This is a genomic window from Streptomyces sp. NBC_00435 (genome assembly GCF_036014235.1).
GTDB lineage: Bacteria > Actinomycetota > Actinomycetes > Streptomycetales > Streptomycetaceae > Streptomyces.
Map to the genome: position 1 here is coordinate 1,199,763 of NZ_CP107924.1, position 13,188 is coordinate 1,212,950.

The window sequence follows — 13,188 nt, forward strand, 5'->3', positions numbered from 1 at the left end:
GGCCGAGGTCGGTCCTCGGTTCCCCGCCCGGAACCCCGTTCACCGAAGTTTCCCCGGGGAGGATCCCGTGCACCGGCCCGAAGACAAACCCGCCCCCGCGATCCGGCAGCGCAGACACCTGCGCACTACCGCGATCACCGTCGCCCTGGGCGTGGTCATGTTCACCGTCGGCGCCGTCGGCCTCTCCCCATCCGGCTCCAGCACACCAGACGCCCCCTCTTCCGCAGCCTCCGCCGCGGGTCCGGCGCGCGGCATCGAGGCACTGCGCGAGCGCGTGAAGCGCCTGCCGAAAGATCCGGGTAGCTGGGCGGACCTCGGCATGGCCCTCGTGCAGCAGGCCCGCACCACCGCCGACCAAGCCACCTACGCGCAGGCAGAGGAGGCTCTGCGCCGCTCCCTCGCCCTGGAACCGGCCGAGAACCTGCACGCCGAGATCGGCATGGGCGCCCTGGCCGCCGCCCGCCACCAGTTCCGCGACGCCCTCACCTGGGCCCGCAAGGCTGTCGCCACAAGCCCCGCCACCCCGGCCTCCTACGGAGTCCTGGCCGACGCCCACACCCAGCTCGGCCAGTACAAGGAGGCAGAGGAAGCCGTCCAGAAGATGGCCGACCTCCGCCCCGACAGCAGCTCCCTGGCCCGCGCCTCCTACACCTTCGAACTCCGCGGCGACACCGCCCAGGCCAAAACCCTGATGGAGCGCGCACTGCGCGCGGCCGGTACGCCCGGCGAGCGCGCTTTCGCCCACACCCACCTGTCCTCCCTCGCCCTGGACGGCGGCGATCCGGCGACCGCTGTGCGCCAGGCCGAGGCCGGGCTGGCCATCGCGCCACGCGACGCCGGACTGCTGGAGACCCGGGCCAAGGCACGCGCAGCCACGGGAGATCGTGAGCGGGCGGTCGCTGACTACACGGCGGCCATCGCGACGGCTCCGCTGCCGCAGTACCTCCTGGGGCTCGGTGAACTCCAGCAGGCGCTTGGCCGCCCGGAACGGGCCGAAGCCCAGTACGCCGTCCTGCGTGCCCAGGAAACGCTCCGCCGGGCCACCGGTACGCCCGCCGACGTTGACGCGATCTACTTCGAGGCGGACCACGGCGACCCCCGCCAGGCGGTGACCATGGCTGAAGCAGCGGTACGGGATCGGCCGTTCATCGCCGTCCACGACGCCTACGCCTGGGCCCTGCACCGCGCCGGCCGCGACGAAGAGGCCCTCGACCAAGCAGACGAAGCCCTCGTCCTGGGTACGCGCAGCGCGCTCTTCCGCTACCACCGCGGCGCCATCCACCAGGCGCTCGGCGATGTCACGGCCGCCCGGCGCGATCTTCAGCAGGCGCTGGCCCTCGATCCCTCCTTCCACCCGCTGCACGCCCCCGCGGCGCGCGAAGCACTCCGGCGAATCGACGACACCCCATGAACCCCCGCACCCGCCGGCGCCTGGCCGCCGTACCGCTCGCAGCCGCCCTGCTCACCCCCCTGGGCCTCCTCGCCTCGGCCTCACCCGCAGCCGCGCATCCGCTGGGCAACTTCACCGTCAACTATGCGACCAGCCTGACCCTGCGCCCCCGCGCGGTCGAGGCCGAGATCGTGGTCGACCGCGCCGAGATCGCCGCAGCACAAGAACGCCCCCTCATCGACCAAGACCACAACGGATTCATCAGCGCCGACGAGCAGGGCCTCTACGCGGACGAGGCGTGCGCCACCCTCGCCGGACAACTGGCCGCAGGCGTAGGAATCGTGAGCCTCCAGTGGGAGCGGGACGCCGGCAAGCTGACTTTCCACACCGGCGAGGCCGGGCTCAAGACCAGCCGCCTCAGCTGCCACCTCACGGCCGACGCGGACCTCACCTCGCCGTCCCATGTCCACGTCGCCACGCATTACGACAGCCGGCGGGTCGGCTGGCACGAGATCACCGCCCGCGGCGAAGGTCTCACCCTTACCAGCTCCACCGTTCCCGCGGTCTCCACCACCAACCAGCTGCGCCAGTACCCGCAGGACCCTCTCGCTGACCCGTTCGACCAGCGCACCGCCGAGCTGCGGACGGCGCCCGGGCAGGGGATCGCGGCCCGGATCGTGTCGCCCGGCCTGCCCGGCTCAGGCCCGGTCACCGCCGCGCTGAACAAGGTGTCCGCTCTCTTCGACACCCTCGTCGGCAGCCGCGAACTGACCGTCCCCGTCGGCCTCCTCGCCCTGCTTCTCGCCGTCGTCCTCGGTGCCTCCCACGCGGCGATGCCCGGCCACGGCAAGACGATCATGGCGGCCTACCTGGCCGGACGGCGCGGCACCCCGCGTGATGCCGTCACTGTCGGAGCAACCGTGACCCTCACCCACACCGCGGGCGTCCTCGCTCTCGGTCTGGCGCTCCCGCTGGCCACCCACCTTGCCGGGGAAACCGTCCTCGGCTGGCTCGGTCTGGCCAGCGGCCTCCTCGTCACCGCCATCGGCTTGCGGCTGCTGCACTCCGCCCTGCGCGGCCGCCCTCTCCAGCACGGCCACAGCCATGGACATCACCACCACGGCGATCACAGCCACGCGCACCACGGTGACCACGGCCATGGGCCTCACCACGGCAGCGACCACGGGCACGGACACAGCCACGAGCCGCCGCCCGGCCTACCGTCCTCACGCCGCGCGCCGGACAGCGCGGCGGACGACGGCACCACCGTCGTCCTGACAAAAACCGCCACCGCGCTCCCGCACGACCATCACCACACCGGCGAAGCCGACCACCAACACACCCACGAAACCGACCACCACCACACTCACGCTCCGGCACGCCGAAGGCGCTGGTCGCTCATCGGCGTCGGCATCGCCGGCGGCCTCGTCCCCAGTCCCTCGGCACTGGTCGTCCTCCTCGGCGCCGTCGCCCTCGGCCGGACCGCCTTCGGCGTGCTCCTCGTCATCGGCTACGGCCTCGGCATGGCCACCACCCTCACCCTCGCCGGTCTCCTCCTCGTACGACTGCGCGACCGGATCACCGCCCGCACCGCGGAGAGGTCCTCCACGCGTCTGAAGGCGCTTGGGCGTATCGGGCCTGCCGTCACCTCGGCCCTCGTTCTCCTCGTCGGACTTGGCCTCACCGCCCGCGCCATCCCCGGCTTGTGAGCGATGCGGATACCAGCAGCTCAGAGGGCCTGGCCGTCCGTGCAGAGTCTGTGTCGGTCTGCCACGGCAGCTCCGACGGCGCAGCGCGATGCCGGGAGTCCCTCTGCTTGGTCGCCCCGGTTCGAGGGCCGGTGGGGCGCCTAGAGAACCGCTCTGTGCCGATATTCGGTGAATCCATACCAATCCGTCGGGTTCGAGTCTTCGAATCACCCGGTGGAGGCGTGAGCGCAAGCTGCTCGCGGCGCCGGGTCTCACATGGCCCTGGGGCGCAGAGGCGAGGGGGCGCGAAAGGAAGTGCTGCTATGACCGCACGAACGATCGGACGCGGCTTTGCCGCCGTTGTCCTGGCTGCCGGTTTCGGTGTGGCGGGCGTGGGCGTGGCGGGGGCTGCTCCCCAGTCCCACCACCATGATTACGGGGTGTCGGGAACGGTGACCTCCCGGATCGAGCTCAATGTCCGCCAGCACCCGTGGACGCATTCCCACGTGGTGTGGAGCCTGTCCCCGGGCAGCCACGTCAAGCTGGCCTGCCAGCAGGACGGCTGGTACCACCTGGCCGACAAGTCCGGCTGGGTCGAGTCCCGCTACGTTCACGCCCACGAGTGGGTGCGGTACTGCTGACCGAGGCGGTGGGCGGCCGGGAGGTCTCCAGCTGTCGTGGATCGACCCGGCCAGTCCCGCTCCACGGCAGGGGCCGCACCGGTGGTGCGGCCCCTGCCGTGCGTGTCAGTGCTGGTCGAGCGGGAGGGCGATGTCGGTGACCTGGCGGTTCTTCGGGAAGGAGCCGAGGTCGCGGGCGGCGCCGGTCAACAGGTTGATCCCGTAGAGGCGCTGGGTGCCCGTGGTGCTGAGGGCCGCGTAACCGCTGTTGGTGGATGACTTGGGGCTGTAGTAGATGTCGAAGCCGGCGTCGGGGCCTGCGTTGACGCCGAGGTTCCCGGTGGGGGCGAGGGTGCCGGCGTTGGCCGGGGACTGGATCGAGGTCCGGTCGGCCGTGGTGTCGATGTCGAACAGGGTCGTCGCGGTCGCCGCGTTCAGGTCGTTGTTCGTGTAGGCGGCACCGGTGACACCGAGGGCCGTGGAGGGCGGCGTGGTGGGGTTGGTGAGCATGCCGTCAACGGTGGTGGTGAGCGGGGGGCCTCGCCCGACGACCGACGCCACAGGAAACCGCGCTCGCGGCCGAGGGCGCCAGAGCACAGGGGCCGGCCGAGCCCCCGCCCGGTGCGCCGCGTACGCGTAGCCAGCCCCTGCTGCCCGCTGTCCAGGTCAGGCGGGAAGGGAGAGGAGGACCAGGGGGCTGGTGGTGGGCTGGGCGGAGCCGCCTGCAGGTTCGAGGGTGAGGCCGACGGCCAGGGCCTGGCCGGGATCTCCCTGCATGAGGACGGAGCCGTCGCCAGGGATGAGACCGGCGGGGCGCATGGTGCCGTGGTCGTCGAACCACAGCTGGTAGGTCCGTCCCGCGGGAGCCGGGGAGAGCCCTGAGGCGAGGAACACGGCCTGGTTCAGGCGGGCAGAGGTCACGACAGAAGCGGAAGCCCCCGTGCTGGTGCGCCCACGAGTCGTCCGGGCATCGGGGGAAGCCATCACAGCGGTCATGTCCTGGACCTGCTGGCCGGCGCGCTGGGCCTGCGTGCGGGCCTGTTCCGTCTGCTGGTGCTGCCAGAGGGCGACACCGCCGAACCCGGCGGCGGCGACGATGCTGGCCGCGACCACGAACGCCCCGGCCCTGCGGGTGAGACGTGTGGTGAGGCGGACGGACGGGAGGAGTAGGGGGCGCGCCGGCAATTGCCGGACGCCGTCGATTCGGTTCAGGACGACCTGTCGCATCGCGACGGGTACGGGCAGGCTCACTGCTGCGGCCAGACGTGCCGCCGTGGCAGCGAACTCGCCGACCTCCTGGTGACAGCCTTCGCAGTGTTCAAGGTGCGCGGTGAACGCGCGGAGTTCCTCACCGGTGAGCGCGTCGAGTGCGTACGCACCGGTGAGGGTGTGCAGTTCTGCTTCGTGTTTCATGTGGTCACCCCCATGCAGTCGCGCAGCCGGATCAGTCCGTCGCGCATTCGGGTCTTGATGGTCGGAAGCGGGGACCGCAGTTCTTCTGCGACCTCGCGGTAGGTCAGTCCCCCGTAGTAGGCCAGGGTCACCGCCCGGCGCTGGAGCTCGGTCAGACCGCGCAGACAGCGCCGTACCTGCTCGCTGTCCAGCCGGGTCTCGACCTCCTCGGCGACCTCGTCGAAGGGCCGCATCTGGTCGCGTACGCCCGTGGAGTGTTCACGGTTGGCGGCTGCCTGGGCGGACCGGACGCGGTCCACAGCCCGTCGGTGGGCGATGGTCGCCACCCAGGTCATGACGGTTCCCTGTTCGGGGCGGTAGCGGGCGGCCTGACGCCATACGTCGATCATCACCTCCTGCGCCACCTCCTCCGATTGGGCCCGGTCCCGGACGACTTTGACGGCGATCCCGAAGACGGTGGCGGCGACCGCGTCGTAGAGATCGGAGAAGGCGTCCTTGTCGCCCTGGCTCACCCGCCCCATCACCTCTTGCAGCTGCTGGCCGACGGGATCGTGGCCGCGGGATCGCTGGGGCTGGGTCATCGGCGTCCTGCCCCGTGCCGCCAAGTGCCGTGCTGCGGAACGGCCGTGCACGGGCCGCACCCGCCTTCATGCCTCGATGTCATCAACAGCTCTTTCGCCGCGAGAAGAGCCGGCCCCTCAGGGGCCGGCCATGTTCCTCCGCTGTCTTACCGCTTCTTCGGAGCGGGCATATGTGCGGATTGCCCTGAGCAGCTACCCCGCACCTGGTTTGCCATCCCTTCGAGTGATCTTGGCGCCGACCGCCCCGCAGCTCGACGAGCGGTAGTGAGGCAGACAGACCGGTGCGGCAGCTTGGCCGACACCCCTATCCGGTGCGCCCGCCCAGGCGCGGAAAACCAGTTGAACGTAGAAGCGACCAATCCGCCGGACGGACCACAGCGAATGGGCATTGTGAGCACCTTCCGCAAGTCCCTAGCCCGCAGCGCACTGGGCGCCGTGTCCGGTCTGCTGGCCGGGTACACGGCGCTGGCGGTGGCCGAGCTCGCAGCTTCCCTGATCCGGCCGCAGGCCGGGCCGGTGACCGTCGTGGGCGGCGCCGCCATCGACCGGACACCGGCTGCGGTCAAGGACTTCGCGATCCGCACGTTCGGTGAGAACGACAAGGTCGTTCTCCAGCTCGGCATCCTCGCCGTCCTCGGTCTCCTCGGTGTCATCCTCGGCATCGTCTCCTTGCGCTACCGGCGGGCAGGTGCGGCGGGTGTCCTGATCTTCGGTGTGATCGGCGCGGCCGCCGCACTGAGCAGGCCCGACACCCAAGGGGTCGCGGACGCACTGCCCTCTGTGGCCGGTGCGCTCGCGGGCGCCGCCGTCCTCTACCTCCTGGCCGGGAAACTGAACTCCGGCAGCTCACCCGCCGGTGCGGAGGCCGACGGAAGCGGCTGGTCGAGGCGGGGCTTCCTCACCGCGGCCTCCGTCACCGCAGTCGCCGCCACCGGCGCCGGAGCCCTGGGGCGCGCCCTCATCGGCAAGAGCGGCCAGGGCGCCACCGCCTCCAGGGCCGCGATCACCCTGCCCGCACCCGCCTCCGCCGCCCCCGCGCTCCCAGCCGGAGCGCAGCTCAAGGTGGAGGGGATCAGCGCCTTCACCACCCCGAACAAGGACTTCTACCGCGTCGACACCGCGCTCGTCGTCCCCAAGGTCGACGCGGACACCTGGAGGCTCCGCATCCGCGGCAAGGGCGTCACCCGCCCGCGCACCTACACCTTCCAGGAACTCCTGAACCGGCCCCTCATCGAGCGGGACATCACCTTGACCTGCGTCTCCAACGAGGTCGGCGGCCCCTACATCGGCCACGCCCGCTGGCTCGGAGTACGCCTGGACGACCTGCTCAAGGAGTGCGGCGTCAAGGCACCGTCCCAGGGCGGCAAAGCCGACCAGCTGGTCGCCCGCTCGGTCGACGGCATGACGCTCGGCTCACCGGTCGAAGACGTGGTGGACGGCCGCGACGCGATCCTGGCCGTCGGGATGAACGGCGAACCCTTGCCCTTCGACCATGGCTTCCCCGTCCGCATGCTCGTCCCCGGTCTCTACGGGTACGTGTCGGCCTGCAAGTGGATCCAGGAGCTCGAGCTCACCACCTTCGACTCCTACGACCCGTACTGGGTCAAGCGCAAGTGGGCCCGCAAAGCGCCCATCAAGACCCAAGCCCGCATCGACACCCCCAAGCCCTTTGGCCGGCCCACGGGCGAGCTGGTGACGGTGGCCGGCGTCGCCTGGGCCCAGCACCGCGGCATCGACCGCGTCGAAGTCCGGGTCGACGACGGACCCTGGCAGACCGCCGACCTCGCCCCCCAGGCGAACAAGGACACCTGGCGCCAGTGGTCCTTCCCCTGGAAGCCGACACCGGGCGGCCACAACCTCACCGTCCGTGCCACTGACGGCACCGGCCAGGTCCAGACCGAAGAACGCACAAGGACCATCCCCGACGGCGCCAGCGGCTGGCACAGCGTCTTCGTCACCACGTAAAACCCCGGCCGGTATCGACCAAGGCTCTTCGCCGCGGCCCCAGCCGCGCATCTCACCCTTTGCGTATTTCTGAGAACACAACAGGAGATTTTGATCATGTCGAACACCCTGCGTTTCCGTCGTACCGCTCTCGCCGTCGCCACGGCGGCCGTCCTGCCCTTCGCCCTTGCCGCCTGCTCCGACTCCGGGAGTGACTCGGCCTCCTCCGACAAGAGCAGCGAAACTCCCGCCGCCTCCCAGCCGGCTACCCCGGATGCTTCGATGGCGATGGACAAGCCGTTCGGCCCGGCCTGTTCGGGCGTCCCCGCCGACGGCGCGGGCTCCTTCGACGGCATGGCCAAGGACCCGGTCGCCACCGCGGCCTCCAACAACCCGGCCCTGTCCACGCTGGTCACCGCCGTCAAGCAGGCCGGCCTGGTCGACACTCTCAACAATGCCAAGGACATCACCGTCTTCGCCCCGACCAACGACGCCTTCGCCAAGATCCCGAAGGCCGACCTGGACAAGGTCCTCGCCGACAAGGCCATGCTCACCAAGATCCTGACCTACCACGTCGTCGGCGAGAAGCTCACCCCGAAGCAGCTGGAGAGTGGCTCCTTCGACACCCTGGAGAAGACCAAGCTCACCACCAGCGGCTCCGGCGAGGCCTACAAGGTCAACGACGCCTCGACCGTCGTCTGCGGCAACGTCAAGACCGCCAACGCCAACGTCTACATCGTCGACACCGTCCTCATGCCGAAGTAACCCACACGCGTGCTGAGCAACCATGTGTGGGACGGCTCCACCTTCCCTGAGGAAGCCGGCCCACACACCGCCCTGACATTCGACTGTGCAAGGCCCACACCAGGCACCGGTTCACGCTGCCGCGCGCCGATCTGGCTGGCGGTGTCGACCTACCGCTCAGGACTGCCAGGGCGACGCAGGCTCCTCGGCTGGCTACCCACAGCCGCGACAACCGGTCGTGACATCACGACAGCGAGCACGTTCTCCAGGGCAAGAACAGGCGCAGAGCGGTCACGTCCTGCGGCGTGGTGTAGGGGATCATGCGTTGTGCGTTCCGCCTCAGGGTCCCTGACGATCTTCGCCAGTGTGCGGCCACAGAGCCGCCCTGCTCATCGAAGGCGGCGAACCCGAAGACCAGGAGCGCTGCGCCCAACCTTCGGATCAGGAGCGCTGCGCCCAAACTTCGGATTCCGGTGCCTTGATCGGCTACACCACGTGGCGGGGCACCATCCGCAGAGACCTACTCCGGAGAGGCGCCACGCATTCTACGTGGTGCGTCCCAGGGAACAGGTGAGGGTTCACGCCGAACGTCGGCCAAAAACCTTCCCGTACGGCCGGGTCATTGGACCCCCGCCCCACACAACCGTGCTGGCGCTCGCCACCCTCACGTCCCTACCCATACCCGGACCCCGCCTCACCCGCAGGAATGAGCACGCACCGGAGCTGACCCGCTTCCATGATCAGGGCATCCTTGGGCGGTGTCTTCGATATCAGCGCAACCCCAACAGCCATCCCCCGACGGGGGGATGATCGTGTGCGGTGACGACGGGCTGGCCCGTCGCCTGGCCTCCGAGCTGCGGGAGGTCTACAAGGAGCGGGTGACGCTCGTAGCGCCCGCCGCCCGAGACACGCAGCCCAGCCTGGGCCGTGTCCCTCGGGTATCCGTGCGCGGTCTGCTCGGCGGGCCCGGCCTCCCCGGGGCGCAAAACGGGGACGCCGGGCAGGCTGTCCGGGAGCTACGGGTCCTGGACGCGGCCGAGCTTGACGAGGGGGTGCTGGCCTCGGCGGGGGTGGCCGGGGCTGCCGCACTGGCACTCGTCTACGAGGACGACGACACCAACATTCGGGCCGCCCTGGTGGCACGCCGCCTCAACCCGAGGCTGCGGCTGGTGATCCGGCTCTACAACCGCAAGCTCGGCCAGCACCTGGAGGAACTCCTGGACCAGGCCGCGCTGGTCGCGGAGCCGGGGATCGACCTGCGGGAGCTGGACTCCTCGACGACGGTCCTCTCGGACGCCGATACCGCCGCCCCCGCCCTCGCGGCCAGCGCCGTCGCGGGGACCAGCAAGGTGGTGCAGGCCGACGGCCTCCTGCTGCGCGCGGTGGAGCGCACTCCTCCGGGGAGGGGCCAGGTGGCCGATCCGGGGCTGTGCACTCTAGCTCTCCTCTCCGCGACCACCAGCGATCCGGCGGGTGCGGAGGGAGCGGAAGGCACCGAATCCGGCGAGGACCGCGGCCCTCGGCTGCTGCCTGACGACCGGGCCGTGGCCGCGGCGACGGGACGCGGCATCGTGGCCCTGGAGACGGTCGTCCACACCGATCACTCCCGGCCGAGGCGAAGATCAGGCGCCGGCGCCCTTCCGGTCGCCTCCCTGTTCTCTCAGCGGCTGCGCTGGTCCCTGACCGGCATGGTGGCCGCCGTCGCCGCGCTCGCGGTCGCGTCCTGGGCGACGACCGGCGACCATCCCCTGCACGCCGCCTACATCACCCTGCTCGACATCTTCGCGATCAACGATCCGGCTGTGGGCGACCCAGCCCAGCGCCAAGTCCTTCAGATCCTCGCAGGGTTCGTGGGTCTGCTGCTGCTTCCGGTCCTGGTGGCCGCGGCCCTGGAGGCCTTGGGCGCGTTCCGCACGGCAACGGTCCTGCGCCGGCCGCCGCGCGGGATGTCGGGTCACGTGGTCCTGCTGGGGCTCGGCAAGATCGGTGCACGGGTACTGGCGCGGTTGCGGGAGCTGGACATCCCGGTCGTGTGCGTGGAATCCGACCCGCAGGCCCGCGGACTCGCACTAGCCCGTCGGCTGCGCGTACCGGTGGTCATGGGTGACGTCACCGACGAAGGAGTCCTGGAGGCTGCCTCCGTCGGCCGGGCCCACTCCCTCCTCGCCCTGACCAGCTCGGACACCACCAACCTGGAGGCAGCTCTGTACGCCCGCGCGGTCAAGCCCGACCTGCGGGCCGTACTGCGCCTGTACGAGGACGGCTTCGCCACCGCCGTGTACCGCACCCTGCGGGCCGCCCACCCCGCCGCCCTGACCCGCAGCCGCAGCGTCACCCACCTCGCGGCGCCCGCCTTCGCGGGCGCGATGATGGGGCGCCGGATCCTGGGCGCCATCCCGGTGGAACGCCGGGTCCTGGTCTTCGCCGCGGTGGAGGTGGCCGGGCACCCGAATCTGGAGGGCCGCACCATCGCGGAGTCCTTCCGGCCCGGAGCCTGGCGTGTGATCGCCCTGGACACCGCGGCTCCCGAGGACCGGCGTCCCGACCTGGCCTCGGCTCCCGGGTACGGTCCCCCTCCCGGCCTCGGGCTGGTGTGGAAACTGCACCCCGGCTACGTCCTCAGGCCCGAGGACCGTGTCGTCGTGGCCGCCACCCGCCGCGGCCTGGCCGAACTCCTCGGACGCCCCGGAGTGCGCACACCCCGGACCTGACCCGCCGTCGAGATCGCGGAAGCGCGGCCACCTGTATCCACCGCACACGACGCCCGACCGGACGGGAACGATGCCGCCTCGAACGCCGGTCGGCGGGCTACCGCACACGAAGCCGCCAGAAGAGAGGACATAGGCGATTCGAGGAGGGGCGGGAACGCGCCGCCGTGCGGGCGGGGCCGGTCATTCCACGACGTCCTTCCGATTTCTACAAGCCTCACGGCTCGTCCTGGGCCATGATCACGCCGCCACCTCTCGTGGTGATCAACAGGCCTGTGATCAGGGGGAGTCGAGCCATGCCCGAGAACACCCGCACCACCAGAACCCGCAGCACGATCTGGCGCCGCACACTGGCGGCCGGCGTGGTCCTGGCCGCCACCGGTTCCATCCTCGCCGCCAGCCCCCATCGCGCCGAGGCGGCGCTGCCGACCCAGGAGATAGCCGACCCCGTCCACTACTGGAACGACGTCCTGCAGGGCGTCTTCAGGCAGGTGGAGGGTGGCCCGGTCCCGATGGCGCGGGCGGCCGCGATGATGAACGGCGCAATCTACGACGCGGAGAGCTCGTACCAGGCCAAGTGGAAGGGCCCGATGACCTCCGCGGCCTACATCCACGCGGAGGCCTACGCAGGCTGGATCCAGGGGCCGGACGAGGAGGAACGCGTCATCGGCCGCACCGCGTACAACATCCTGCTCAACCTCTACGGCGTGAACCGGCCGAACAAGAACGCCCCCGACTTCACGGCCTACCTCGACAAGCGCTTCGAGGAACGGTTCGGGACCAAGCCGACCAGCGGCGATCTCCTGGACCTCACCATCGTCAGCGGGATGGTCAACCAGATGATGAACCTCCGTGCCAATGACGGTTCGGATGACGCCTCCAGCTACACGAGCGAGAAGACCCGACCGGGAGCATGGCGGCCCACGGGCAACTATCCCGACATGCCCGACCCGAAGTGCGCGACGGACGGCAATGCCGTCAACCCGGCCTGGGGCCAGGTCAAGCCGTTCTCCCTGAACTCGGGCTCGCAGTTCCGGCCCACGACGCTCGCGCAGTACGGTTCGTACGAGGACCTCGTGGCGAGCCCCGAGTACAAGGCCCAGGTCGCGGCCGTACGGAACGCTGGCGCGGCCGCCCCCACCGCCGCCACGCCGGTGATCAACCGGACCGCCGACCAGTTCAACGCGGCATGGTTCTGGGCCAACGACAACGACGGCACGTACAAGCCTCCGGGTCACATGATCCAGGCGACCCGTGAGGTCTCCAAGGCCCGGGGGCTCACCACCTACGCCAACGCCAAGCTCTTCGCGCTCGTCTCGATCGCCCTCGCCGACACGGGCATAGCGGTCCGCGACGCCAAGTTCTCCACCACGATCGACCTCTGGCGGCCCGTCTCCGCGATCCGCGAGGGCGGCCTAGACTCTCAGTGGAAGCCCCTTCTTAAGAACAACGCGGGTGTCAACGTCAACCCGTGCTTCCCCGCCTACGTCTCCGGGCACGCCTCCTTCGGCGCCGCTTGGGCGGGCATCATGAAGCGCTACTTCAAGACCGACAACATCGCCTTCGATCTCACCACCGACGAGAAGAACGCCCCGATCAAGCAGCGCCACTTCACCAGCTTCAGCGCCGCCGCCAAGGAGGACGCGGACAGTCGCATCTGGCTCGGTGTCCACTTCCCGTGGGACGCCACCGACGGCCTGATCCTCGGCGACAAGGTCGCGGAACAGGTCTTCACCACCAGGCTCCGCACCCTGTGAGATTAGCGGTGGGGCGGAGTCCTGTACCCCCGCCCCACCCCATGGGACCCTGGTGCCACCAGCCCCTCCTCCCCGCCAGGAGCCTCCATGACCCGACCCCCCGGTGCCGGGCCGGTGTCACCCCTGCTCGCCTTCGGCGCGATCCTCACCGTCGCGGGCGCCTTCTTCTACTTGCGCCCAGGCCCCGGTCTGCCCCTGCTCGCCCTCGGTGCACTCGTCCTGGCCGGCGCAGCGGCGGTCTGGCTGTCCTCCCGGCAGCACTGACCCGGCTGGGGCCCCGCCCCTGAGCCCGAGATCTGCACCGCCCCTACCACGTGCCACTCTGGTGCCCGCGACAAGGAAG

The 13,188-nt window shown here is 70.4% G+C and carries 10 protein-coding genes and 1 pseudogene; 8 read left to right on the top strand and 3 right to left on the bottom strand.

All coding sequences use genetic code 11. The annotated features are described in order from the left end of the window. The first annotated feature begins 67 nt into the window (after nt 1–67). From OG389_RS05405 to OG389_RS05415, 3 genes are all read left to right on the top strand, one after another. On the top strand, nt 68–1,411 hold the full coding sequence (locus OG389_RS05405) for a tetratricopeptide repeat protein (RefSeq protein WP_328297314.1): 1,344 nt from the start codon (nt 68–70) through the stop codon (nt 1,409–1,411). Continuing rightward, nucleotides 1,408–3,099 (top strand): urease accessory protein UreH domain-containing protein, encoded by a 1,692-nt coding sequence (locus OG389_RS05410; RefSeq protein ID WP_328297315.1) that lies wholly within the window; start codon nt 1,408–1,410, stop codon nt 3,097–3,099. The genes OG389_RS05405 and OG389_RS05410 overlap by 4 nt, the downstream gene beginning before the upstream one ends. Nucleotides 3,100–3,401: 302 nt before the next feature. Next, entirely contained in the window at nt 3,402–3,719 is a 318-nt protein-coding gene (locus OG389_RS05415) for an SH3 domain-containing protein (protein WP_267803855.1), read from the top strand. Between the two features lie 105 nt (nt 3,720–3,824). Here the strand turns inward: OG389_RS05415 and OG389_RS05420 are convergent. The 3 genes and pseudogenes from OG389_RS05420 to sigK form a co-directional block, all read right to left on the bottom strand. Then, nucleotides 3,825–4,232, bottom strand: a pseudogene (locus OG389_RS05420) (DUF4394 domain-containing protein); the annotation flags it as partial. Nucleotides 4,233–4,364: 132 nt separating this feature from the next. Beyond that, nucleotides 4,365–5,111 carry an anti-sigma factor gene (locus OG389_RS05425; protein ID WP_327304070.1) on the bottom strand — a complete coding sequence of 249 codons (747 nt, stop codon included), beginning with the start codon at nt 5,109–5,111 and terminating at the stop codon, nt 4,365–4,367. Continuing rightward, nucleotides 5,108–5,692, bottom strand: a complete 585-nt coding sequence (sigK, locus tag OG389_RS05430) for an ECF RNA polymerase sigma factor SigK (protein WP_328297316.1) — start codon at nt 5,690–5,692, stop codon at nt 5,108–5,110. Before sigK ends, OG389_RS05425 begins: the two co-directional genes overlap by 4 nt. 381 nt (nt 5,693–6,073) lie before the next feature. On the opposite strand from sigK, the gene OG389_RS05435 reads away from it, so the two are divergent. From OG389_RS05435 to OG389_RS05455, 5 genes are all read left to right on the top strand, one after another. Next, nucleotides 6,074–7,657 carry a molybdopterin-dependent oxidoreductase gene (locus tag OG389_RS05435; RefSeq protein ID WP_328297317.1) on the top strand — a complete coding sequence of 528 codons (1,584 nt, stop codon included), beginning with the start codon at nt 6,074–6,076 and terminating at the stop codon, nt 7,655–7,657. Between the two features lie 96 nt (nt 7,658–7,753). Then, on the top strand, nt 7,754–8,401 hold the full coding sequence (locus OG389_RS05440) for a fasciclin domain-containing protein (RefSeq protein ID WP_328297318.1): 648 nt from the start codon (nt 7,754–7,756) through the stop codon (nt 8,399–8,401). 785 nt (nt 8,402–9,186) lie between these two features. Beyond that, nucleotides 9,187–11,091 (top strand): potassium channel family protein, encoded by a 1,905-nt coding sequence (locus OG389_RS05445; RefSeq protein ID WP_328303534.1) that lies wholly within the window; start codon nt 9,187–9,189, stop codon nt 11,089–11,091. Nucleotides 11,092–11,384: 293 nt separating this feature from the next. Beyond that, the gene (locus OG389_RS05450) at nt 11,385–12,845 is read left to right on the top strand and encodes a vanadium-dependent haloperoxidase (protein WP_328297319.1); all 1,461 of its coding nucleotides are present in this window, start codon (nt 11,385–11,387) and stop codon (nt 12,843–12,845) included. 87 nt (nt 12,846–12,932) lie between these two features. Then, a complete protein-coding gene (locus tag OG389_RS05455) occupies nt 12,933–13,109 on the top strand; it encodes a hypothetical protein (protein ID WP_328297320.1) in 177 nt (58 codons plus the stop codon). Nucleotides 13,110–13,188 lie beyond the last annotated feature (79 nt).